Annotated in this window: 30 protein-coding genes and 1 tRNA gene; 14 read left to right on the forward strand and 17 right to left on the reverse strand. The window is 66.8% G+C overall.

Going from position 1 to position 21,876, the window contains the following annotated elements; genetic code table 11:
* Window positions 1-10: 10 nt before the first annotated feature.
* Complete coding sequence (locus ASG07_RS17020; RefSeq protein ID WP_168377354.1) at window positions 11-526, reverse strand: DDE-type integrase/transposase/recombinase; 516 nt, start codon at window positions 524-526, stop codon at window positions 11-13.
* On the opposite strand from ASG07_RS17020, the gene ASG07_RS14030 reads away from it, so the two are divergent.
* A complete protein-coding gene (locus ASG07_RS14030) occupies window positions 525-1,067 on the forward strand; it encodes a HEPN domain-containing protein (protein ID WP_168377355.1) in 543 nt (180 codons plus the stop codon). The two genes, ASG07_RS17020 and ASG07_RS14030, sit on opposite strands and share 2 nt — an antisense overlap.
* A 90-nt stretch (window positions 1,068-1,157) precedes the next feature.
* On the opposite strand, the gene ASG07_RS14035 is transcribed toward ASG07_RS14030, so the two are convergent.
* A tRNA-Gln gene (locus ASG07_RS14035) sits at window positions 1,158-1,232 on the reverse strand.
* A 46-nt stretch (window positions 1,233-1,278) separates the two neighbouring features.
* Window positions 1,279-2,361: a branched-chain amino acid aminotransferase gene (locus ASG07_RS14040; protein WP_055847932.1), complete on the reverse strand. Its 1,083-nt coding sequence runs from the start codon at window positions 2,359-2,361 to the stop codon at window positions 1,279-1,281.
* A 62-nt stretch (window positions 2,362-2,423) separates the two neighbouring features.
* Here ASG07_RS14040 and ASG07_RS14045 point away from each other — a divergent pair, with 62 nt between their 5' ends.
* A complete protein-coding gene (locus tag ASG07_RS14045) occupies window positions 2,424-2,912 on the forward strand; it encodes a MarR family transcriptional regulator (RefSeq protein WP_055847937.1) in 489 nt (162 codons plus the stop codon).
* Window position 2,913: 1 nt separating this feature from the next.
* On the opposite strand, the gene proC is transcribed toward ASG07_RS14045, so the two are convergent.
* From proC to ASG07_RS14070, 5 genes are all read right to left on the reverse strand, one after another.
* The gene (proC, locus tag ASG07_RS14050) at window positions 2,914-3,720 is read right to left on the reverse strand and encodes a pyrroline-5-carboxylate reductase (protein WP_055847939.1); all 807 of its coding nucleotides are present in this window, start codon (window positions 3,718-3,720) and stop codon (window positions 2,914-2,916) included.
* On the reverse strand, window positions 3,717-4,226 hold the full coding sequence (locus ASG07_RS14055; RefSeq protein ID WP_055847944.1) for a YbjN domain-containing protein: 510 nt from the start codon (window positions 4,224-4,226) through the stop codon (window positions 3,717-3,719). The genes proC and ASG07_RS14055 overlap by 4 nt, the downstream gene beginning before the upstream one ends.
* A gap of 69 nt (window positions 4,227-4,295) precedes the next feature.
* A complete protein-coding gene (locus ASG07_RS14060) occupies window positions 4,296-4,574 on the reverse strand; it encodes an accessory factor UbiK family protein (protein ID WP_055848159.1) in 279 nt (92 codons plus the stop codon).
* Window positions 4,575-4,596: 22 nt separating this feature from the next.
* A complete protein-coding gene (locus ASG07_RS14065; protein WP_055847947.1) occupies window positions 4,597-5,148 on the reverse strand; it encodes a TspO/MBR family protein in 552 nt (183 codons plus the stop codon).
* A gap of 129 nt (window positions 5,149-5,277) precedes the next feature.
* The gene (locus ASG07_RS14070) at window positions 5,278-6,012 is read right to left on the reverse strand and encodes a TlyA family RNA methyltransferase (RefSeq protein ID WP_055847950.1); all 735 of its coding nucleotides are present in this window, start codon (window positions 6,010-6,012) and stop codon (window positions 5,278-5,280) included.
* Window positions 6,013-6,195: 183 nt separating this feature from the next.
* On the opposite strand from ASG07_RS14070, the gene ASG07_RS14075 reads away from it, so the two are divergent.
* Window positions 6,196-6,861: an RBBP9/YdeN family alpha/beta hydrolase gene (locus tag ASG07_RS14075; RefSeq protein ID WP_055847954.1), complete on the forward strand. Its 666-nt coding sequence runs from the start codon at window positions 6,196-6,198 to the stop codon at window positions 6,859-6,861.
* Window positions 6,862-6,918: 57 nt separating this feature from the next.
* Here the strand turns inward: ASG07_RS14075 and ASG07_RS14080 are convergent, their stop codons facing one another.
* The 5 genes from ASG07_RS14080 to ASG07_RS14095 form a co-directional block, all read right to left on the reverse strand.
* A complete protein-coding gene (locus ASG07_RS14080) occupies window positions 6,919-7,986 on the reverse strand; it encodes an Ig-like domain-containing protein (protein WP_055847959.1) in 1,068 nt (355 codons plus the stop codon).
* The gene (locus tag ASG07_RS17315) at window positions 7,979-8,128 is read right to left on the reverse strand and encodes a hypothetical protein (RefSeq protein WP_156361883.1); all 150 of its coding nucleotides are present in this window, start codon (window positions 8,126-8,128) and stop codon (window positions 7,979-7,981) included. The genes ASG07_RS14080 and ASG07_RS17315 overlap by 8 nt, the downstream gene beginning before the upstream one ends.
* The gene (gene dxs, locus ASG07_RS14085) at window positions 8,125-10,050 is read right to left on the reverse strand and encodes a 1-deoxy-D-xylulose-5-phosphate synthase (protein ID WP_055847962.1); all 1,926 of its coding nucleotides are present in this window, start codon (window positions 10,048-10,050) and stop codon (window positions 8,125-8,127) included. Before dxs ends, ASG07_RS17315 begins: the two co-directional genes overlap by 4 nt.
* 105 nt (window positions 10,051-10,155) lie before the next feature.
* The gene (locus ASG07_RS14090) at window positions 10,156-10,623 is read right to left on the reverse strand and encodes a Fur family transcriptional regulator (RefSeq protein ID WP_055847965.1); all 468 of its coding nucleotides are present in this window, start codon (window positions 10,621-10,623) and stop codon (window positions 10,156-10,158) included.
* A gap of 44 nt (window positions 10,624-10,667) precedes the next feature.
* Window positions 10,668-11,051 carry a MerC domain-containing protein gene (locus ASG07_RS14095; protein ID WP_236694692.1) on the reverse strand — a complete coding sequence of 128 codons (384 nt, stop codon included), beginning with the start codon at window positions 11,049-11,051 and terminating at the stop codon, window positions 10,668-10,670.
* A gap of 151 nt (window positions 11,052-11,202) precedes the next feature.
* On the opposite strand from ASG07_RS14095, the gene ASG07_RS14100 reads away from it, so the two are divergent.
* From ASG07_RS14100 to ASG07_RS14125, 6 genes are all read left to right on the forward strand, one after another.
* Window positions 11,203-12,219, forward strand: coding sequence for a COX15/CtaA family protein (locus ASG07_RS14100; protein ID WP_443024610.1), 1,017 nt, complete (start codon window positions 11,203-11,205; stop codon window positions 12,217-12,219).
* Window positions 12,220-12,357: 138 nt separating this feature from the next.
* Window positions 12,358-12,837, forward strand: coding sequence for a 50S ribosomal protein L13 (rplM, locus tag ASG07_RS14105; protein ID WP_082474823.1), 480 nt, complete (start codon window positions 12,358-12,360; stop codon window positions 12,835-12,837).
* A complete protein-coding gene (rpsI, locus tag ASG07_RS14110) occupies window positions 12,837-13,394 on the forward strand; it encodes a 30S ribosomal protein S9 (protein WP_082474824.1) in 558 nt (185 codons plus the stop codon). The genes rplM and rpsI overlap by 1 nt, the downstream gene beginning before the upstream one ends.
* A 225-nt stretch (window positions 13,395-13,619) precedes the next feature.
* Window positions 13,620-15,362, forward strand: coding sequence for a bifunctional metallophosphatase/5'-nucleotidase (locus ASG07_RS14115; protein WP_055847975.1), 1,743 nt, complete (start codon window positions 13,620-13,622; stop codon window positions 15,360-15,362).
* 66 nt (window positions 15,363-15,428) lie between these two features.
* Entirely contained in the window at window positions 15,429-15,983 is a 555-nt protein-coding gene (gene dcd, locus ASG07_RS14120) for a dCTP deaminase (protein ID WP_055847979.1), read from the forward strand.
* A gap of 209 nt (window positions 15,984-16,192) precedes the next feature.
* On the forward strand, window positions 16,193-16,909 hold the full coding sequence (locus ASG07_RS14125) for a hypothetical protein (RefSeq protein ID WP_156361884.1): 717 nt from the start codon (window positions 16,193-16,195) through the stop codon (window positions 16,907-16,909).
* Window positions 16,910-16,930: 21 nt separating this feature from the next.
* On the opposite strand, the gene ASG07_RS14130 is transcribed toward ASG07_RS14125, so the two are convergent.
* Together ASG07_RS14130 and eno are read right to left on the reverse strand one after the other, a co-directional pair.
* Complete coding sequence (locus ASG07_RS14130) at window positions 16,931-17,251, reverse strand: FtsB family cell division protein (RefSeq protein ID WP_055847985.1); 321 nt, start codon at window positions 17,249-17,251, stop codon at window positions 16,931-16,933.
* Window positions 17,248-18,531, reverse strand: a complete 1,284-nt coding sequence (gene eno, locus ASG07_RS14135; RefSeq protein ID WP_055847989.1) for a phosphopyruvate hydratase — start codon at window positions 18,529-18,531, stop codon at window positions 17,248-17,250. The genes ASG07_RS14130 and eno overlap by 4 nt, the downstream gene beginning before the upstream one ends.
* Window positions 18,532-18,681: 150 nt before the next feature.
* Between eno and ASG07_RS14140 the strand changes: the two genes are divergently transcribed.
* From ASG07_RS14140 to ASG07_RS14160, 5 genes are read left to right on the forward strand one after another with little or no spacing between them, the layout of a single operon-like run.
* Window positions 18,682-19,215, forward strand: coding sequence for a hypothetical protein (locus ASG07_RS14140; protein ID WP_055847992.1), 534 nt, complete (start codon window positions 18,682-18,684; stop codon window positions 19,213-19,215).
* A 27-nt stretch (window positions 19,216-19,242) separates the two neighbouring features.
* Window positions 19,243-19,551, forward strand: coding sequence for a phage holin family protein (locus ASG07_RS14145; RefSeq protein WP_236694693.1), 309 nt, complete (start codon window positions 19,243-19,245; stop codon window positions 19,549-19,551).
* A complete protein-coding gene (locus ASG07_RS14150; RefSeq protein ID WP_082474825.1) occupies window positions 19,548-19,886 on the forward strand; it encodes a DUF3618 domain-containing protein in 339 nt (112 codons plus the stop codon). The genes ASG07_RS14145 and ASG07_RS14150 overlap by 4 nt, the downstream gene beginning before the upstream one ends.
* Window positions 19,886-20,365 (forward strand): DUF883 family protein, encoded by a 480-nt coding sequence (locus ASG07_RS14155; RefSeq protein WP_055848170.1) that lies wholly within the window; start codon window positions 19,886-19,888, stop codon window positions 20,363-20,365. The genes ASG07_RS14150 and ASG07_RS14155 overlap by 1 nt, the downstream gene beginning before the upstream one ends.
* A 53-nt stretch (window positions 20,366-20,418) precedes the next feature.
* Window positions 20,419-20,646, forward strand: coding sequence for a DUF4170 domain-containing protein (locus ASG07_RS14160; protein WP_055847998.1), 228 nt, complete (start codon window positions 20,419-20,421; stop codon window positions 20,644-20,646).
* 91 nt (window positions 20,647-20,737) lie between these two features.
* Here the strand turns inward: ASG07_RS14160 and ASG07_RS14165 are convergent, their stop codons facing one another.
* Complete coding sequence (locus tag ASG07_RS14165; RefSeq protein WP_055848001.1) at window positions 20,738-21,370, reverse strand: rhomboid family intramembrane serine protease; 633 nt, start codon at window positions 21,368-21,370, stop codon at window positions 20,738-20,740.
* A 4-nt stretch (window positions 21,371-21,374) separates the two neighbouring features.
* Window positions 21,375-21,851 (reverse strand): transcription elongation factor GreA, encoded by a 477-nt coding sequence (greA, locus tag ASG07_RS14170; RefSeq protein ID WP_055848173.1) that lies wholly within the window; start codon window positions 21,849-21,851, stop codon window positions 21,375-21,377.
* Window positions 21,852-21,876: the final 25 nt, after the last annotated feature.

Here is a 21,876-nt window from a genome sequence, read left to right on the forward strand (position 1 = left end):
TAGCCAAGACTCAGTAGTTCCGCACCGTGCGCGGGGATTGTGGTGACGATTCGGCTGGTCGCGCGCCTCCGTCGCGTCCGGTCCGGAGGTCGCGTACCGATACCGGTCGCGACAGGCCGAGCCAGCGCAGGTCGATGCCGACTTCCTTCGGTTTGTCGCCGGTATTGGACAGCGCGAGGTGAGCTGCTGCCGGTTTCGTGGACACCGAGATAAGGAGTTTTGAGACCGGAGGCTGTGAATGCAACGACGGAAGTTCAGCCGCGAGTTCAAGCTTGAGGCGGTAAAGCTCGTTCATCGCTGCACGGTAGGAGCGCAGCCCGTCGGTGGTAATCGCCTCGGGTGAGCCGTGGCGTTTCAGCGCCTTCTTCATGAAGGTGAGCGCTGCCGCCTTATCGCCGCTTTTCGTGACTAGCTCTCCAGCACCTCGCCCTCGTGATCTACTGCTCGCCAGAGGTAAAGCCGTCTCGCCATCCAGCTTCACGTACATCTCGTCCGGGTGCCAGCGCCAGTGGCGGATGCCACGCATGTGGTTGACGCGCTTCCTGCGCACCTCACCGGCGGACAACGTAAGCGACATCCTGCGCGCCGAGGTTGTAATGGTTGTCAGCGCCTTGGATCGTTATGTCCATACACTAGCACGCCTTGGCGTGCTGGAAAGCTACGCCGGAGCGCGCCCGAAAACTGATGCCTTCAACCGCTTTCCTGTTCCGCTCTCCGTAACACCGCTGTTGCGGCTTTCTGCAACGGCGGCATCAACCCTCGATGCCGAGATACGGACGAAGCACAGCCACTTGTCCTTCCAGCATCCCGACAAGATTGCGGAAGCCGTTCGGCTCTTCTCTGCCGTTAGCCTGTGGGAAGCGGTGGGAGCAGAAATGGACATGACTGCGGCTGATGTGAAAGCGATCCTTGGCTTGATCGTTGATCGACGGAACAAGATTGCGCACGAAGCAGACGTGGATCCCTCCTTTCCAAGACAACTTTGGCCCATCAACCGTGAGATGGTCGAGGGGATGATCGACATAGTCGAACCGGTAGGCCACGGGATCCACGCGGCTTGCGTTTAATCGCAGCCTCACAACCCTGTCCCACGATCCTGCCCCACAGAAAGCAAAAAGAAGGCGCTAAGTCATTCTAAAGGCAGTATTTTACGGATTTGGCTGGGGCGGCAGGATTCGAACCTGCGCATGGCGGCACCAAAAGCCGCTGCCTTACCGCTTGGCGACGCCCCAGTGGAGCGCGGCCTTATAGCGACGCTCGCGAGAGAAGGAAGCCCGTTCAGTTCAGGCGGTGCAGCCAGTTGTGCAGATCGGGCGCGGTGCCGCGCTGGATGGCGTTGAGCGCCTGATGCAGGCGCCGGGTGATCTGGCCGGTGCCGCCGCCGCCGATCGCGAAATCGCCTTCCAAATCCCTGACCTTGCCGACTGGCGTCACGACCGCGGCGGTGCCGCAGGCGAACGCCTCGACCAGACGGCCGCTTTCGGCATCGGCGCGCCACTGGTCGATCGCATAGGGCTCCTCGCGCACGGTCAGCCCATCGGCACGGGCGAGCGTAATCAGCGAGTCTCGGGTGATACCGGGCAGGATCGTGCCGGTCAGCGGCGGCGTCACCAGCGTTCCGTCGTCCAGTACGAAGAACAGGTTCATGCCGCCCAGTTCCTCAACCCAGCGGCGCTCGACCGCGTCGAGGAACACGACCTGATCGCACCCCTGCGTGATCGCGGCCTTTTGCGCGATCAGACTGGCGGCGTAGTTGCCGCCGCACTTGGCCGCACCGGTACCGCCGGCGGCGGCGCGGGTATGCTCGCGGCTGACCCAGACGGTGATCGGACGCATCCCGCCCTTCCAATAGGCCCCGACCGACGAGGCGATGACCATGTAGAGATACTCGCTCGCCGGCTTGACGCCCAGGAACACCTCCGACGCGAACATGAAGGGGCGCAGGTACAAGGCCCCCTCGCCGCCCGGTATCCAGTCGCGGTCGGCATCGACCAGACGCTCGATCGATTCAATGAACAGGCTTTCCGGCAATTCGGGCATGGCGAGCCGGCGCGCGCTGTCCTGAAACCGGCGGGCGTTGGCATCGGGCCGGAACAACGCGGTGCCGCCGTCGGCGAGACGATAGGCCTTCATCCCCTCGAAAATCTCCTGCGCGTAATGCAGCACGGACGACGCGGGATCGATCTGGAGCGGCGCGCGCGCGGTGACGTGCGGATCGTGCCAGCCCTCCGCGTCGGAGAAGTGGATGACCGTCATGTGATCAGTGAAGACGCGGCCGAAACCAGGGTCGATCAGTCGCTCCGCCCGCTCGGTGCTGGCGACCGGTGCCGCGTTGGGATCGAACCGGAAGGAACTGGACATCGGCGTCTTTCTGGCGTTTTGGGTGTTGCAGTCGCCTAAGACGGATGTCTAAACGGGTCAACATGGCTGCCGCTGCTCCCTCTGCCCCCGCCCTGTTCCTCCGCGAGCCCGAGCTTCGCAGGGGTATGGAATTGCTGTATTTCGGTCATGCTCACCTGACCAAATCGGCCGATCGCGTTCTGGCGGCGGAGGGTCTGGGACGGGCGCATCACCGCGCATTGTACTTCATCGCCCGCAAGCCGGACCTGACGGTGAGCGAGCTGCTATCGTTGCTGGCGATCACCAAGCAATCGCTGGGACGGGTGCTGACGGAACTGGCCGAGCGCGGTCTGGTCGAGACGCGATCGGGCGATCGCGACCGGCGGCAACGACTGCTGCGTCTGACGCCCGCCGGCGTGACGATGGAGAGCGACCTGTTCGAAGGGGTGCGGCAGTTGATGTCGGCCGCCTATGCCAGCGCCGGTCAAGCCGCCGTGGCAGGCTATTGGGCGGTGCTGGAGGGCCTGATCCCCGAAGACGAGCGCGGGCAGGTCCAGGGCCTGCGCGAGTGACCTAGCGCGCCGCGGCGGCCATCGCGGCGTTGCGCTCGGCCGAGGCGGCCAGCGTCGCCTTCATCAGCCGCTTCATTACGTCGTCCCGGTCGAGGACGTTCAGTCCCTCCCGCGTCGATCCACCGGGGCTGGCAACCCGGTCGGCCAGCGTCGCAGGTGTTTCGTCGCTGGCGGCGAGCATCTCGGCGGCGCCGGCCAACGTGGCGCGGGCAAGGCGCAGCGCCTGATCGGCTGGCAGCCCCAGTGCCGCCCCGGCCTCCGCCAGCGCCTCGCCGAAACGGAACACGAAGCCGGGACCGCACCCCGCCAGCGCGGTCACCGCGTCATAGTCGCCCGCATCGGCGATCCATTCGACCAGCCCGAGCGGCGCGGCCAATGCCTCGGCGAGCATCCGGACGGCCGGATCGCTGCTGCCTGTGTGCAGCGCCGTCACGCCGCGCCCGATCGCCACCGGCAGATTGGGCATCGCACGCACGATCGCGGCAGACGGGATGCGGGCGGCCAGCGCCGCCTCCTCCACCCCGGCAAGGATCGAGATCAGCACCGCCGGCGAAAGCCCCGCCAGAGCGGGCGCGACGCTGTCGAGTTGCTGCGGCTTGACCGCGAGCACCAGCACCTCCGGCCGCTCGTCGGCGGGAACGGCGGTGAGGTGCCGAACGCCGGGGGGACCGAAGCGCTCCGTCCGGGTCACGACCGTCACCTGCCGGGGATCGAGACCGGCAGCGATCCAGCCCGACAGCATCGCACCGCCCATATTGCCGCAACCGATCATCCAGAGCGGGCCGTTCACGGCCAGAACCGCGCTCATGCCTCGCCGTGCGTTTCGACCAGCGCGGCGGCCAGCGCCTCGCGCGGGTTCTTGCCGCCCCACAAAACGAACTGGAACACCGGGTAGAAGCGCTCGCACTCCTCGATCGCGGATTCGACCAGCAATTCAGCCCCCGACAGGCTCAGCATCGGCTCCTCCTCGCCATCGACCAGCGCGGCGTGGCGGTACAGCAGGATGCCGCTGGACGACCACAGTTCGAAATGGCCGATCCAGAGCTGTTCGTTGACGAGGCCGATCGCTTCGTACAGCGCCGGCCGGCGGTCATCGGTCGCCTTGATGTCCGGAAAGGCCAGGAATTGCAGGACGCTGTCGTCCTCCCGCCACAGGGCGCGCAATTCGTAGGTCGTCCAGCTTCCCTTGATAGACGCGACGATCTCATCCTCGTGCCGCTCGAACTCCCAGTTATGGGCGGCGTAATACGCCTCCAGCATGTCGATGGGGGCGGACGGTTCGTGGTCGTCGTGGTCGGTCTGGTCGAGCATCATGCTCCTTATGGCGCATCGCGGCGGTGGATGCGAGGCACCCGTGCCACCGCTCGCGGATGTTCGGGCTGTTCAGCCCAGATCCGCGCTCAGCGGCTCGGCCGCGCTCGCGGTCTTCGCCTCCAGCGCGTCGAGCCGCGCACGCAGCGCATCCGCCTCGTCGCGCGCGGCGGCGGCCATCGCCTTCACCGCGTCGAACTCGTCGCGACTGACGAAATCGAGGCCGCCGATCCATTCCCGTGCGCGCGAACGGGCGCTCGATTCGGCTTCCCGCCCCATGCCGGCGATCGTCCCCGCCGCGCCGTTCAGCAGCTTGGCGACATCGTCGAGGAGGCGGTTCTCGGACTGCATCATGATTCCTTAGAAGACTGGATCACAGCATCTGGGATGTACGGGCGGTCGGCACAAGGGATTCCGCGTCCGGGTTCATGCGGTGGATGCTCCATGTCAGCACGCCGGCGAAGCTGATCCAGACGAGATAAGGCACCATCAGCCATGCCGCCGCGCTGCGGATGCGTCCGAACGCGACGGTGGCGGCGATCGCCGTCGCCAGCATCGCCGCGATCAGCGCGGCGGCGGCCAGCACCTGATGCGCGCCGAAGAACAGCGGCGTCCAGAACAGGGACAACCCGAACGCCAGCGCGAACAGCAGGATCGCCGTGCCCCGCCCGCGTGCACCACGCGCGTTGAGGATCATCGCCAACGCCAGACCGAGCAGAATGTAGAGCGCCGTCCAGACGATCGGGAACACGATGTCGGGCGGGTTCACCGACGGCTTGTCCAAAGCGACATACCAGGCGTTGTCGCCGCCGGCCGACACGGCCCGGCCCGACAGGAAGCCGAGCAGCAGGATCAGCGGCACGGTGAATACCGCCCAGCGCAGGAACGACGCCCTCAACTGACCTTTCGATGCGATCCCGCCCACGCGCGCTCCTGTCCGTCGTTTCGCGGGTGATGCCCGACTGGCGGGGTGGCGTAAAGCGGGCTGGATGCCGGGCACGGTCGAACGTGCGCGGTGCACCCGTATCCGGAGGAAGACGCAGCCCGGCGGGCCCTATCCCCGCACCGCGCCGATCAGGAATTCGACATTGCCCTCCGGCCCGGTGATCGGGCTGGTCGTCGTCGCCGCCACGTGCCAGCCTGATCCTTCCAGCCACGTCGCCACCTCCGCGCAGACGCGGGCGTGGATCGCCGGATCGCGGACGACGCCGCCCTTGCCGACCTCTCCCCGCCCCGCCTCGAACTGCGGCTTGATGAGCGCGAGCAGGCGCGCGCCGGGTTTGGCGAACGACAGCGGTCGCTCCAGCACCTTGGACAGGCCGATGAAGCTGGCGTCGCACACCACGACGTCGATCGCCTCCGGGATATGCGCGTCCGTCAGGATGCGCGCGCTGGTCTGCTCGTGGACAACGACGCGCGGGTCCTGCCGCAGCTTCCACGCGAGCTGATTGGTGCCGCTGTCGACCGCATAGACCCTCGCCGCGCCGCGGGTCAGCAGCACGTCGGTGAAGCCGCCGGTGGAGGAACCGACATCGATCGCCACCGCACCGGTCACGTCCCAGCCAAGCTCGTCCAAACCGTGCGCCAGCTTGATGCCGCCGCGCGACACCCACGGATGATCGCGCCCGCGCACGTCGAGCACGACGTCGTCGGAAAGCTGCTGCCCAGGCTTGTCCAGCTTACGGTCGCCGGCGAACACCAGCCCCGCCATTACGAGCGCGGCGGCCCGCGTCCTCGATTCGGCAAGCCCGCGGTCGACGAGCATCTGGTCCGCGCGCTGTTTCGGCATGGCCCCCTATCGCGCCCGCTTCGTCTCGCCGCAACCCGGCGTCGCACCGGCGCAGCGATCTCGAATCGCTATTGTCTACCGGCTTGATGGGAATAACTTCGCAGACGGGAGAGCGTGGCCTGATGGCGTGCCCTGAAGCGCCGGAAGCCCACGCCTCCTCGACTGGATAGAAGGAGAGGCGTCATGGGATCGTTCGCTCCGTTCGAGGGCGTACAGCCGACCATCCTGACCGTGCCGGGCCTTGGCGGCTCCGGCCCGTCGCACTGGCAAAGTCTGTGGGAGCGGGAGCGGCACGATACGATTCGAGCCGAACTCGGCATGTGGAACACGCCGCATCGCAACGCGTGGGTGACGAAGCTGGATCAGGCGATATCGACTGCGCAGGCCCCGGTGATCCTCGTCGCGCATTCGCTCGGCTGTATCGCGGTGGCGTGGTGGGCGTCGCTCAGCCCGCAGCCTTATGGCTGGCCGGTGGCGGTTGCGCTGCTGGTCGCCCCCGCCGATGTCGACCGCGCCGATGCGCCGCCGGAGATCGCCGGCTTCGCGCCCGCCCCGCGTGGCGCGCTGCCGTTCCCGTCGATCGTCGTGTCCTCGACCGACGACCCGTGGATCACCTCGCAGCGGGCGCACAGTCTGGCGGCGGAATGGGGCAGCCATTTCGAGGAGGTCGGCGCGCTCGGCCACATCAACGCGGCGAGCGGCGTCGGCGCGTGGCACGAGGGACAGGATTTTCTGGAACGCGTGATCGCGGCCAGCGGCGACGGCCGCGGCCACCAGCGCACGCCCGGCGATGCGCGCCGCGTATTGGCGACACGGGCGGAGGCGATGCGGCGGGGCGTGCGGAGTTGAATGGGTGAGTCGCCGCCGCTCCGATCCGTCCTCGCGGGCTTGGCCGGCAAACCTGCTTCAGCGCGTTGAGAAGCGGATAATACTCATTTTGGCGGGGGTCCCATCCCGCGCCGCGAAGCTCCGGAAGTGCCCGTAATTAATGCCGACGGCGTAGGACGTTCCCGCCTCTACTGAACAGCGCAGCGCGAAGGTCCGCCCGTCCGCGGAGACGTCCGCCTTGGGTTTGCACTCGGGCGTGGCTCCGAAGTCTGTCGACGTGAAGGAATATCCGTCACGCTGCATGGGCCGGTCGAACGTCACCGACAGGGTTATGGGACCGGCAGGCACGATAGCCCCGTCGGCGGGACTGCTGCGGCTCACAGTCGGCGCGTCCGTGTCGAGGCGGTGATGATACGCGACGAACACGCCCTTTCCGCTTGGTCCCGAGGCGACAGCGAAGCTTCCGTCGAGGCCGAAGCCCATCTCCTGCGGGCGGATCAACCCGTAATTCTGTAGCTGTTCGAGCGTTTTGCCCCCACGTTCGTCACCGATCTCGCCCGCGACCTCGCACAGGGTCGAAGCACATGTTGTGCGAAGCTTCTTCAACCCGGCGATCGAACCGTAGCGGTTGAGCAACGCCGCCTCCGTCCTGGCACCCCAACCAGCGTCTCGCGTCTCGCGGCGAAGCTTGCCGTAGAGAGCGTCGATGTCCGGGAACGATTTCATGGCAACGTCGCCAAGCAGAGGATCGGGTGCGTTCCGCGCAGTCTGCTGCGGAACGACGACATAAGCGAGCAACCCCACCGCGATCAGGATGGACATGGCGATCAACACTTTCGGCCAGCGGCCCGTCGCCCTGTGCGGCGGGTCCGTGGCGACGTGCTGGTCGGCGGACGGCGCGACGGCCATCCCGATTTCCTCGTCCCGATTTTCTTGTGAGACGCTCGCCGCCAGCCTGCGGGCGAGTTCGCGGCTGCTGCCCACGCCGGTCTTGCGACGTGCCTCGCGCAGACGCTCATTGACCGCATTCTCGGTCAGGCCGAGTTCGACCGCGGCGGTCTTGGCCGTATGCCCCTCCGCCAGCAGCGCGAGCACGCGCCGTTCGATCCCCGTCAGCGGCAGGTCCGACGCGGAGAGCTCAGCCATCGACCGATGCGCCGTCCCGCTCCTTCCGCGCGCGGGCAGTGGCGGTGGCGGCCTTCATCCTGCGCCAGAGATGGACGTTGACGCCGACCAGCATCACCACCAGCAATCCGGTGAGGACGACGACCGCCGTCCACCCCTTCACGCCCGCGCGCCCTCCGGCACGCTGGCGCTATTGTGACGCAGCGCGGTCAGCACGGTGGCGACGATACCGTCCGCATCGAGTCCGGCGGACGCGTATTGCACCTCCGGCTTGTCCTGATCCTGGAACGTGTCGGGCAGGCGCATCGTGCGCAGCTTCAGCCCGCCGTCGATCAGCCCCTCGTCGCTCGCCAGCGTCAGCACGTGCGCGCCGAAGCCGCCGACCGCGCCCTCCTCGATCGTCACCGCAACCTCGTGCGTGGTCAGCAGGCGGCGGATCAGAGCCTCGTCCAGCGGCTTGGCGAAGCGCAAATCGGCGACGGTGGTCGACAGCCCCTTCGCCTCCAGTTGTTCGGCGGCCTTTAACGCCTCCTCCAGCCTTGTGCCGAGCGACAGGATCGCGACGGTCTTGCCCTCCCGTACGACGCGCCCCTTGCCGATCTCCAGCCGCTCGGGCTGCTCGGGCAGGTTGATGCCGATACCCGCACCGCGCGGATAGCGGACCGCGATCGGGCCGCTGTCGTGCAGCGCGCAGGTGTGCGTCATGTGGACCAGCTCCGCCTCGTCCGCAGCGGCCATCACGACAAAATTGGGCAGCGTCGCCAGATAGGTGAGGTCGAAGGACCCGGCATGCGTCGCGCCGTCCGCGCCGACCAGCCCCGCCCGGTCGATCGCGAAGCGCACCGGCAGGTTCTGGATCGCGACGTCGTGCACGACCTGATCGTAGGCGCGTTGGAGGAAGGTGGAGTAGATCGCGCAGAACGGCCGCATCCCCTGAGCGGCGAGACCGGCCGCGAACGTCACCGCATGCTGTTCCGCGATGCCGACGTCGAAACAGCGGTCGGGAAACGCCTGCGCGAACTTGTCGAGCCCGGTGCCGGACGGCATCGCCGCGGTGATCGCGCAGATCGTCGGATCGCGCTCGGCTTCCTTCAGAAGCTGCTGGCCGAAGACGTTCTGGTACTGCGGCGGCCCCGGCGGAGCCTTGGCCTGCGCGCCGGTGATGACGTCGAACTTCTGGACACCGTGATACTTGTCCGCGGCGGCCTCGGCCGGGCCATAGCCCTTGCCTTTCTTGGTCACGACATGGACGAGGATCGGCCCCTCCTCGGCATCGCGGACATTCTCCAGCACCGGGATCAGGTGGTCGAGATTATGGCCGTCGATCGGCCCGACATAGTAGAAGCCCAGCTCCTCGAACAACGTGCCGCCCATCGTCATGCCGCGGGCGAACTCGTCGGTCTTGCGCGCGGCGGTGTGGAACGGGCGCGGCAGTTTGCGCGCGAACTTCTTCATCAGCTCGCGCAGGCCCAGAAATTCGCGACTCGACACGATCCGGGAGAGGTAGGCGGACAGGCCGCCGACCGGTGGCGCGATCGACATGTCGTTGTCGTTCAGGATCACGACCAGCCGGTTGCCCGCCTGTTCGGCGTTGTTCATAGCCTCATACGCCATGCCCGCCGACATCGCGCCGTCGCCGATCACGGCGATGCCCTTGCCGGGCGTCCCCGCCAGCTTGTTGGCGATCGCGAAGCCCAGCGCCGCGGAGATCGAGGTCGAGCTGTGGGCCGCTCCGAACGGATCATATTCGCTTTCCGACCGCTTCGTGAAGCCACTGAGCCCCCCACCCTGGCGCAGCGTGCGGATCCGATCGCGCCGCCCGGTCAGGATCTTGTGCGGATAGCATTGGTGGCCGACGTCCCAGACCAGCCGGTCGCGCGGCGTGTCGAAGACATAGTGGATCGCGGTCGTCAGCTCGACCACGCCCAGCCCGGAGCCGAGATGACCGCCGGTCGTCCCGACCGCGGAGATCGTCTCGATCCGCAGTTCGTCGGCAAGCTGGCGAAGCTGCTCCGGCTGGAGGGTGCGGAGGTCGGCCGGGGTCGAAACGGTATCGAGCAACGGGGTTGCGGGAAGATCAGACATTCCGTCGGCTTATCCCAGCCCGGCGGTGGTGTCGATTGCAACCGGTCATGGGCGAATTTCTGTCACGTCCTGCACGACCTGTGCACGGGACGTCGACGAACGTCCTCAGTTCACCCGACAATCCGCACAGCGGCCGCGCACTTCGATCACCGGCCTGACCGGCTGGAAACCCGCCGCGCTGGCGGCCGCGCGCACGCCGCCGGTCACCGCATCGTTGTCGAGGTGAGTCGTCTGCCCGCACTGGTCGCACACCAGAAAGATGCAGTCGTGCAGGCAATCGGGATGGGCATTGGCGACGTAGGCGTTCGCACTTTCGACCCGCCGCGCCAGATTGGCCCCGACGAACAGGTCGAGGATGCGATAGACGCTGTTGGCCGCGACGCGACGCCCTTCCCGCTTCGACACCGCATCGGCGATGTCATAGGCGGAGGCGGGTTTGGCGAAGCCGGCCAGCGCCTCGAACACGCTGGCGCGCATCGTCGTCCACTGCTCGCCGGATTTCTCCAGCGTCGCCTGCGCCGCGGTGAAGAGGGCGTCGCCCTCCGGTTCGTGATGATCGTGCGCGTGCGCCATGCCGGATGAGATAAGGTGACCGGAGCCACCGGACAAGCGCGCCGTCAGGATGTCGCCCGGCGGTTCAGGTCATGACCGAACGCCAGCAGACCGACCCCGACGATGGTCCACAGCGCTTCTCCGCCCGAACCGTCATGCGGCAGGTTCATCGCGCCGGCCATCACGCCCAGCCCGAACGCGCCCATTGCCGCCGGCATCGCATAGCCGTGCTTCATGATGCCCCGTCCCAGCGCCACCGCGCCGAGAATGATCGCCAGCGTCAGGCCGATTTCGTGGAAGATCGGGTCGAGCAGCATGCCGCCCGCGGTCGAGGCCAGCGCCAGGAGGACCGACGTCGCCAGACAATGCACCACGCACAGGCCGGACAGCCCGATCGCGAACCGATCGAGGCTCGACAGCCAATGGGGACGATGCAGGACGAAACTCACGTCCACCATGTAGCCAGAAGGCCGCAAGGTTACAACATCACATCGGCAAAAATCGCGCGTCCCGATGCTCGGAAGCTCCGCAGATGCCGCCGCTTCCTTCGCGCCACCGGCTGCGGTAAATGCCCCCATGCTTCAACCCAGTGCCGCCTTCATGTCCACTGCCCGCCCCCGCGCCGTCGCGCGCTGGCTCTATGCCGTCGCCGCATTGATCGTCGCGATGGTGATCGTCGGCGGTATCACGCGCCTGACCGAGTCGGGGCTGTCGATCACCCAGTGGAAGCCGATCAGCGGCATCGTCCCGCCGCTGAACGAGGCGCAATGGCAGGCGGAGTTCGCCAATTACCGGCGCATTCCGGAATATGCGGCCTTCAATCAGGACATGACGCTGGCCGGGTTCAAGGCGATCTTCTTCTGGGAATATCTCCACCGGCTGCTCGGCCGCGTGATCGGCATGGCGTTCGCGCTGCCGCTGATCTGGTTCGCGGTGCGGCGGCGCATCCCCGCCGGTTATGGCTGGCGGTTGACCGCGCTGCTGGCACTTGGCGGGCTTCAGGGCGCGATCGGCTGGTGGATGGTCGCGTCCGGCCTGTCGGTGCGCACCGATGTCAGCCATATCCGGCTGGCGGTGCACCTGACGACGGCGCTGGTGATCCTGGCGGGCATCGTCTGGACCGCCCGCGACCTGATGCTGCTGCACGGCAGCCGCATGGCCGCGCCGGCGCGGCTGGTCCCGGTAGCGACCGTGGCGCTGGCGGCGCTGTTCGCGCAGATCGTCTATGGCGCGTTCACCGCCGGGCTCGACGCGGGCTACGCGTTCGCAAGCTGGCCGTTGATGGGCGACGCGCTGTTTCCGGCCGGCGTGCCGATGCAGTCGCCGGGCTGGAGCAACGCGATCGACAACCCGATCGTCGTGCAGTTCATCCACCGCTGGTTCGCCTTCGCCGCCGCCGCCGCCCTGGTGGCGCTGGCCTGGCGCGCCAGCCGGGTCGGCGCACGCGGCGCGGCGGGCATGGTCGTCGTGCTGGTCGGCCTGCAGATCGCGCTCGGCATCTCGACGCTGCTCAGCGGCGTGCAGATCGGCATCGCCGTCGCGCATCAGGCGAATGCCGCGCTGCTGCTGATCGCCGCCGTCATGGCCGCGCATGCGATCGGACAACGCCGCGCCTGAGCGCGACCGGCATGGTACCAGGATACCCGCCAGCAAAGCGGCGGATTGCTTGACTTATTCCCGGTTTTCTACGAATGGCTTCCGGTCCGCGCCGCTCCTTCTGGAAGCGGCGCGCTCTCGTTTGAAAGGTCTACGCCCATGAAGGCGCTCATGAAGACCACCAAGTCGGCCAAGCCGCATGAGGTGGAGAAGAAGTGGCACATCGTCGACGCCACCGACCTGGTGGTCGGTCGCGCCGCCGTGGTGATCGCCAACGTCCTGCGCGGCAAGCACAAGACGTCGTTCACCCCGCACGTCGATTGCGGTGACAACGTCATCGTCATCAACGCCGACAAGGTCCGCTTCACCGGCAACAAGGCCGGCAAGAAGATCTATTACAAGCACACCGGCTATGCGGGCGGCATCAAGGGCGTGACCGCCGCCAAGGTGCTTGAGGGCCGCTTTCCGGAGCGCGTCCTTGAGAAGGCCGTGGAGCGCATGATCCCGCGCGGCCCGCTGGGTCGCGAGCAGATGCGCAACCTGCGCATCTTCAAGGGCGAAGCGCACCCGCACGAGGCGCAGAACCCCGAGGTCCTCGATATCGCCGGCATGAGCCGCAAGAACAAGGTGGGCGCATAATGACCGACAACCGCCAGTCCCTCGCCGATCTGGCCGCGCTGACGCAGACGCCGGCCCCCGCCCCGCAGTCGGGCGACACGTCCTCGCAGCAGGCCGACGACTATATGTCGGGTGCGGTCGAGGCGCCCCGCGCGCCGACGATGCCGCTGCGGGAGCAGATCATCGACAAGCAGGGCCGCGCCTATGCCACCGGCCGCCGCAAGGACGCGGTTGCCCGCGTCTGGGTGAAGCCGGGTTCGGGCAAGATCACGATCAACGGTCGCGATCAGGAAGTGTATTTCGCCCGTCCGACGCTGCGTCTGGTCATCAACCAGGTGTTCGGCATCACCGAGCGTGAGGGCCAGTACGACGTGGTCTGCACCGTCAAGGGTGGTGGCCTGTCGGGTCAGGCCGGCGCGGTCAAGCATGGCATCAGCCAGGCGCTGACCAAGTACGAGCCGATCCTGCGCGCGCCGGTGAAGGCCGCGGGCTTCCTGACCCGCGACAGCCGCACGGTCGAGCGCAAGAAGTACGGCAAGGCGAAGGCCCGCCGCAGCTTCCAGTTCTCGAAGCGCTGATCCTTCGCTTCCCGCGAACGACGGAGGGCGGTCCTGCGGGGCCGCCCTTTTTCGTTGCGGCTTCCGGTGTTGGGGATCGTCGGACCTGCTCCCGGCCCCCGTCATGCCGGGCCAGTCCCGGCATCCACGCTTCCGCGTAACCCACACTTGTCCGCAACCCACTGGCGATCCTGCGGCACAGTCGCTAGAGGCGCGGCCGATACCCCGGACAACGACGAGATCGCCATGACAGCGCGCTGCCTCACCACGCTGCTGCTCACCATGCTGGCCGGATGCGCCGCCGATCGCGTCGCGACCCGCCCGGCACCGATCGAGGTGGGCATCCTCGCGATCAACGACTTTCACGGCAATATCCAGCCGCCGCATCTGGCGATCACCGCGCCCGACGGTACGACGGCGGTTCCGGCCGGCGGCGCGGCCTATCTGGCGTCCGCCATCGCCACCCTGCGGCGCGCGCACCCGAACTCCATCACCGTTTCGGCCGGCGACATGACCGGAGCAAGTCCGCTGCCCTCGTCGATCTTCCTCGACGAACCGACGATCGCGGCGATGAACGCGATCGGCGTCGATCTGAACGCGGTGGGCAATCACGAATTCGACCGCGGGACGACCGAATTGCTGCGGCTCCAGAACGGCGGCTGCGATCGCAACGCGACGCCCCTGCCCTGCCAGATCGACAAGAATTTTCCCGGCGCGCGCTTCCGCTATCTCGCCGGCAACACCATCACCGCCAGTGGTGAGAGCCTGCTCCCCGGCACCGCCATCCGCCGTTTCGGCAGGGGGTCGCGGCAGGTGACGATCGGTTTCATCGGCCTGACGACGCGCACCACCGCGACGCTGGTCAGCCCCACGGGCATCCGCGGCATCCATTTCGCGGACGAGGCGGACACCGCCAACCGCCTCGTCCCCGCCCTGCGCAAGGCCGGCGCGGACACGATCGTGCTGCTGATCCACGAAGGCGCCTATCCCCGGCCCGACACCGATCCCGACGCCTGCGACGGCCTGAGCGGCCCGATCGTGGACATCGCCGGGCGGCTCGATCCCGCGATCCAGGTCATCGTGTCGGGCCACACCCATAAGGCGTATATCTGCCCCGGAATCGCCGGGCGATCGCTGCTGCTGACCAGCGCGGGCAAGTTCGGCACGCTGGTCACCGACATGACCCTGCGCTTCGATCCCCGCACGAAGCGCCTGATCGACAGCACGGCCCGCAACGTCATCGTCCAGGGCGAAGGGTTCGATGCGAATGGTTCGACCATCGCCGTCTCCGATGCCGTCCCCCGCTTCGCCGCCGACCCGGCCGTCGCGACGATCGTCGATCGCTATGTCGCCGCAGCCGAGCCGCTGGCGAAACGCATCGTAGGCCGCATGACCCGCGCTCCGGCACCGAAGGATGGGCCGCCCCGGAATCACGAGACGGAACTCGGCAACCTCGTCGCCGATGCCCAGCTTGCCGCGATGAGCCTGCCCGCGAACGGGGGCGCGCAGGTGGCGTTCATGAATCCGGGCGGCCTGCGCACCGATCTCAAGGTCGGGCAGGACGGCACGGTGACCTTCGCCGATGCATATGCGGTACAGCCGTTCGGCAACATACTCATGGTCCGCACCTTCACCGGGGCTCAGCTTCGCGCCGTCTTGGAGCAGCAATTCGAGATGGCCGGTGGCAAGCCGCTGATCCTCAGCGTCGCCGGCATGACCTACGCCTTCGACCGTTCGCGCCCTGTCGGTCACCGCGTGTCGGACATCCTCGTGCAGGGCCGACCGCTCGACGATGCCGCCCCGTACCGCGTATCGATGAGCAACTTTCTCGCGGTCGGCGGCGACGGGTTCACCGGCTTCTCGGCCGGGCAGGATATCGCCGCGGGCACCGTCGCCGATGTCGACGCACTCGCCGACTATCTCGGCCGCGCGACGGTGACGCCGCCCGCCGTCAACCGGATCGCCGATCGGACGCCTCCGGCGGGCTGACCCCAACGACGCTCTTGCCCCGCCCCGTCCTTGCCGCGATGAGCGACGGCAAAGGGAGCCCCAACGATGTCCGTCATGTCCGACCGCTGGATTCGCGAGCGCGCGCTCGCCGATGCGATGATCGAGCCGTTCGTCGAATCGCAACGCCGCGACGGCTGCGTCAGCTACGGCCTGTCCTCCTATGGCTATGACGCGCGGGTGGCGGACGAGTTCAAGATCTTCACCAATGTCGACAGCGCGATCGTCGACCCGAAGAATTTTGCCGCCAACAGCTTCGTCGACCGCAAGACCGACGTGTGCATCATCCCCCCCAACAGCTTCGCGCTGGCCCGCACGGTCGAATACTTCCGCGTCCCACGCGACGTGCTGGTGATCTGTCTCGGCAAATCCACCTATGCCCGCTGCGGCATCATCGTGAACGTGACGCCGCTGGAGCCGGGCTGGGAGGGCCATGTCACGCTGGAGTTTTCCAACACCACGCCCCTCCCCGCCAAGGTCTACGCCAACGAGGGCGCATGCCAGTTCCTGTTCCTGCAAGGCAACGAGCCGTGCGAGACGAGCTATGCCGACCGCGCCGGCAAATATATGGGCCAGCGCGGCGTCACGCTGCCGCGGCTCTGACCCCGGGTCGCTCACAGGCTGCTTGCGCCGCTGCGCCGGATCGGCGACATCGCTGTCGGCAGACGCTCGGCCGGAAAGGGTCGCCGGCCGGCCGCTGACGGCGTGGGAGACTCGATGTGAGACAGGCTGTTCGCCATCTGGTCGCAAGCGCAGCGGTCCTGCTCGGCTTCGCGGCGCCACTAATGGCTCAACAGGGCGGAACCGTCCACTTGCCGAACGCCGAAGACAGCGACGAGATCATCGTCGAGGCATTGCGGCTTCCCCGTCGGGCGTTACCGACGCAGGTTCGCTGGAGCTATGTCAGGGCGACGCACAACCGGATACAATATGAACGGGCGCGCGAATTCGCGAAATGCGCCAGGGAGACGGGCTCCGCGTGGTTACGAAAGGTTGTCGACGGCGAGCCCAATTCGGCACAGGCAACCTTCGCACAAGGCTGGATCGTCTTGAAGAACCGCGTCTGCTATCCCGGATTTCCCAGCCAATCCGCTGCCCCTGATGTCGCCGACTTTGGTCGCTCGAGCCTTGATCGCGCCGCGTTGCTGGAGGAAGTCTTCAAAACTCATGCGCCGGACGCCGCGTTGACGATCGCCGACACGCATGATCCCGAAGTCCGGGAGCGCTTCAGGAATCGTGAGATCCCGCGCAATCGCTTGCGGATCGGTGGAGATCGCGAGGCGCTCGTACTGACTTCGTGCCTCGTTCGCGAGCAGCCGGAATTGGCAACGCGGCTGATCCGCTCCGCGCCGGGGTCTGCACTTGGGCAGGGCCTGACGCAGGCGATGCTGGTCGAGGGCCGCGCCTGTCTTGGCGAAAACCGCAAGATCGTGATCGATCCCACCAACTTCCGGGCGTATGTGCTCGACGCTTTTTATCGCTGGGTCGTCGCCGCCAGGAACGTGGCGAGCTTGATCCCCGCCGCCTGACCTGATCGCACCACGCTCGCCCTACTTCGTATCGAGTGGAACGATCACCTCGTCCGGATGCGCGACGTTCAGTTCCTTGCGGACCATCTCGTCGACCATGTCCGGGTTCGCATGATCCGGGTTGAGCAGCGCGACCCGGTTGCGCAGAACCTCACGGCGCTTGTCCAGCACCGCGAAGTCCTTTTCCCGCTTGGCGAGTTGCCGCTTATAGTCGCCATACGCCAGCACGCCGTTCGGGCCCAGGATCGCATAGGCGCCAAAAAACGCGAGCACCGTCAACGCCAGCGCCGGCACGGCAGCGCGGCGCAGCGCGTTGCGGAGGGCGGATTCCCGTTTCTTCATCGCGCTCCCATCAGGATGTCACGACCGGCATAACGCGCGGCGTCGCCCAGTTCCTCTTCGATGCGGATCAACTGGTTGTACTTCGCCAACCGGTCGCTACGCGACAGGCTGCCGGTCTTGATCTGGCCGCAGTTGGTCGCGACCGCGAGATCGGCGATCGTGTAATCCTCGGTCTCGCCCGAACGGTGGCTCATCACCGCGGTATAGCGCGCACGCTGCGCCATCGACACCGCCTCCAGCGTCTCGGTCAGCGTGCCGATCTGATTCACTTTCACGAGGATCGAATTGGCGTAGCCGCCGTCGATGCCCTGCTTCAGCCGCTTGGGATTGGTCACGAACAGGTCGTCGCCGACCAGCTGCACCTTGTCGCCGACCGCCTCGGTCAGCGCCTTCCACCCCTCCCAGTCGTCCTCGCTCATGCCGTCCTCGATCGACAGGATAGGATAGCGACGGGTCAGGTCCGCCAGATACTCCGCCATCTCGTGGCTGCCGAGCACCTTGCCCTCGCCGCTGATGTCGTACCGGCCGTTCTTGTAGAACTCGGTCGCCGCGCAATCGAGCGCCAGCATCACGTCGTCACCGGGGGTATAGCCCGCCGTCTCGATCGCCCGCATGATGAAGTCCAGCGCCTCGGTCGTGCTGGCGATATTCGGCGCGAAGCCGCCCTCGTCGCCCACGCTGGTGGCCAAGCCCTTGTCGTGCAGCGCCTTCTTCAGCGCGTGGAAGATTTCGGAGCCGCAGCGGACCGCCTCCAGGATGTTCGGCGCGCCGACCGGCATCACCATGAATTCCTGGAAATCGATCGGGTTATCGGCATGCTCGCCGCCGTTGATGATGTTCATCATCGGCACCGGCAGCAGGTGCGCCGAAACGCCGCCGACATATTTGTACAGCGGCAGGCCGCGCGCCTCCGCCGCCGCCTTCGCCACTGCAAGGCTGACGCCTAGAATGGCGTTGGCGCCCAGCCGGCTCTTGTTCTCGGTGCCGTCCAGTTCGATCATCGCCCGGTCCAGATCGGCCTGATCCTCCGCATCCATACCCAGCACGGTGTCGGCGATCTCGTCGTTCACCGCCTCGATCGCCTCGTCGACCCCCTTGCCGCCCCACCGGCTCTTGTCGCCGTCGCGCCTCTCGACCGCCTCGTGCTTGCCGGTGGACGCGCCCGACGGGACTGCGGCGCGACCGAAGCTGCCATCCTCCAGCAGCACGTCGACCTCCACGGTGGGATTGCCCCGGCTGTCGAGGATCTGGCGGGCGTGGATGTCGATGATGGCGGTCACTGGGCGCTCCTGGCAGCGTATCGTTCGCGCGACGCTGTAGAGCCGTGCCGCCGTGCGGGCAATCGCCCCGCCCACCTTCGCATCCGACCTTGTTTACAGGGAACCGCCGCGGGTAGGTTTTGTTTGAAGCGTGGTAACGGAGGAACACACATGGCCGACGACGACCTCAAGCCGATCAGCGACGGCGACATCGTAACCCCGCCCGCGACAACGCAATTCCAGCCGGCGGAACCGCTGAAGACCGCGGGCGTGGAGTTCGAATCGGCCTCGACCGATACCGGTACTCTAGCGGGAGCGGGTGCCAGCAAGACCGATGCCGCAAAGCAGGCGATCCGCGACACGACCGGTAAGGTAGGCCAGCAAGCTACCGAGAAGCTGCGACTTTATGCGGATGACGGCAAGGCGCGCGCGGGGTCGGCCCTCGACCAGCTGTCGCAATTGCTGATCGATGCTGCCGGTCAGGTCGATGAGAAACTCGGCGCGCAATACGGGCAATATGCCCGCTCCGCCGCCGATCAGGTTCAGGGTTTTGCGGATACCGTGAAGAACAAGGACGTGGACGATCTGCTGGAGGACGCACGCAGCTTCGTTCGCGCCAGCCCCGGTGTGGCGATCGGTGCGGCCGCCGCGCTCGGCTTCGTCGTCGCCCGGCTGTTCCAGTCCGGCCTCGACGACCGGGCTTGAACCTTCATGTTCGGGGAACAACCGGGCGTGACGACGCTCGTCGGGCGTCTCGTCGACGAAAGCCGCACGCTCGTGTCGGCGGAAGTCGCGTTGTACAAGGCGAAGGCGACGGAGCGGCTGTCCGCATACAAGTCGGCGATCGTCCTCTTCGTGGTGGCCGGCATCTTGGCGCTGGCGGCGTTGATCGCGCTGCTGGTCGGCCTCGTCATGGCGCTGTCGACGGTATTGCATCCGATCTGGGCGACGCTGATCGTGGTCGGCGTCGTGCTGGTGCTGGCCGCGATCCTCGGTATCGTCGGCAAGGGCCGGCTCGCAGGACCGGAGCGCGACGCATGAGCAATCCGAAACTCGATCTGCTCGCCGCGGAGGCGGAAGCGGCGCTTGCCCGCGAACGCCTGTCGGGCACCGTGTCGCAACTTCAGGCGAAACTCGACCCGAAGGCACTGGCGGAGGAAGCGAAGGACGCCGGCCTCTCCGCGGCTCGCGCGGGCGCGGAGGGTGCCCGGCGCAATCCGGGACTCGTCGCCGGTGCGGCGGCGGCCACGGGCCTGCTGCTCGCCAGCGGCCCCATCGCCCGGTTCTTCCACCGCCGCAAGGTTCGCAAGCCACTTCCCGCTGAACCCGCATCCCCATCCCCTTCGACGCCCCCTTCGACGCAAGGAACAGAATGATGACTGACCAGTCGAACGACACCCACTCCAGTCTGGAAGACGCCCGCACCGCCGCCGCGCAGAAGTTGCACGACGCCCGTGACAAGGCCGCCGAGGCGCTGGCCACATCCAGGGAGACGACGAAACAGGCGGTCCATCGCGCCGCTTCGGAGATCGAAACCAACCCTCTCGCGATCCTCGCTGGCGGGTTGGCCGTCGGAGCGCTTGTCGGTGCGTTGATCCCGCGCAGTGCGAAGGAGAAGGAATTGCTCGCCCCGGTCGGGAAGCGACTGTCTGATACCGCGCGTCAGGCATTCGCCGCGGCGAAGGAAGCCGGCCGCAGCGAACTGGATCAGGCCGGGCTCACTCCGGGTGCGGCCAAGGATCGGGGCAAGGACCTGCTCGACGGCGTCAAGAAGGCGCTGGTCAGTGCGGGCAGTGCAGCAGCGCAATCCGCCAAGAAGAGCGACACGGCGCCTTCTGCCCCCGAAACCGTCTGATGCCGTACCGGCGGGGGTTCATTCCCCCGCCGTCTGCCGCTAGAGGTGCGCCCATGAGCAAGCTCCATCTCGTTTTCGGCGGCCGGGTCACGAACCCGCAGACACTCGACTTCGCCGATCCCGCCAATCTCGATGTGGTCGGCATCTTTCCGGACTATGCCAGCGCCGAGAAGGCGTGGCGCGCTGCGGCGCAGCGCACGGTCGACGACGCGGAGATGCGGTTCGTCGTGGTACATCTGCATCGGTTGCTGGAGCCTGATGCGATTACGCCGGCCGGCTAGGGCCGTCGGCCGGGATAACCGAGAGTAGCCTGTGTATTTTGGTCGCTCGCTTTCGGGGTAGCAGGCTACGACAGCGCTGCCACCCAACGCGTCAGGCGCTGCGATACCGCCACATTAACAGCGGACGGGTTAGAACCAGCCCCGCTACGAACCCGCCGATGTGCGCGCCGATCGCCACCGCGACGCCGCCCATTCCGGCAAGATCGATCAGCAGCTGGATACCGATCCACGCCGCCGCGAGCCACGCGGCATGCACGATATTGGCCGACAGCGGCCCCATTCGCCGCGCCCGGCGCTCACCGTAAAGCAGCGCATAGGCCGCGATGATGGCCGAGATCGCACCGGATGCGCCGATCATCGGCATCGTGGACGCCGGATCGAACGCCCACTGCCCCGCCGCCGCCAGATATGCGCCGACACCATAAAGTATCAGCAGCGCCGCCGGCCCTAGCGCGCGCTCGACCTGCTGTCCGCAGAATACCAGCATCACAAGGTTCAGCGCGACATGGGCCCAGCCACCGTGGATCAGCGTCGCGGTCAACGGCGTCAGCCATTCGGGCACGAGGAAGACATGATCGACTGGCACCCCGCCGATCCGGCCGGGAATGAACCCGGCCTCGATGGCCGCAGCGGGAATGTTGTCGGTCAGGATCAGAAGCACGGACGCGATCAGTGTGACCACGGTCAGTACCGCGGTAACCCGCCACTCGCGCCATTCGTTCATGATGTCAGATGAACGCAATCTTCGAGACGACATAGTAGCGGTCGCCGGCTGGCACCGACACCTCGACCTCTTCGTCCACCTTGCGCCCGATCAGCGCCCGGCCGAGCGGCGAGTTGTAGCTGATGCGGCCACGCTTGGCATCCGCCTCGGTCTGGCCGACAATCTGGTAAACGACCGGCTTGTCGTCGTCGTCCAGCAACGTCACCGTCGCTCCGAATACCACCTTGTCGCCGGACAGGTCGCGTGGATCGATGATCTGCGCACGGGACAATTTGTCCTCGATGTCGCTGATCGTCGCTTCGTTCTGACCCTGCTGCTCCTTGGCAGCGTGATATTCCGCGTTTTCCGACAAATCGCCGTGCGCGCGTGCTTCCTCGATCGCATCGACGATGGACGGGCGCTCCTCTTTCAGACGCCGCAACTCCGCGGTGAGGGTTTCATACCCCTCCTGCAGCATCGGCATCTTCTCGACGGTCGCCATGATCTCGTTCCCCAATTCCTGTTCC

Source organism: Sphingomonas sp. Leaf343 (assembly GCF_001423765.1).
In the GTDB taxonomy this organism is placed as follows: domain Bacteria; phylum Pseudomonadota; class Alphaproteobacteria; order Sphingomonadales; family Sphingomonadaceae; genus Sphingomonas.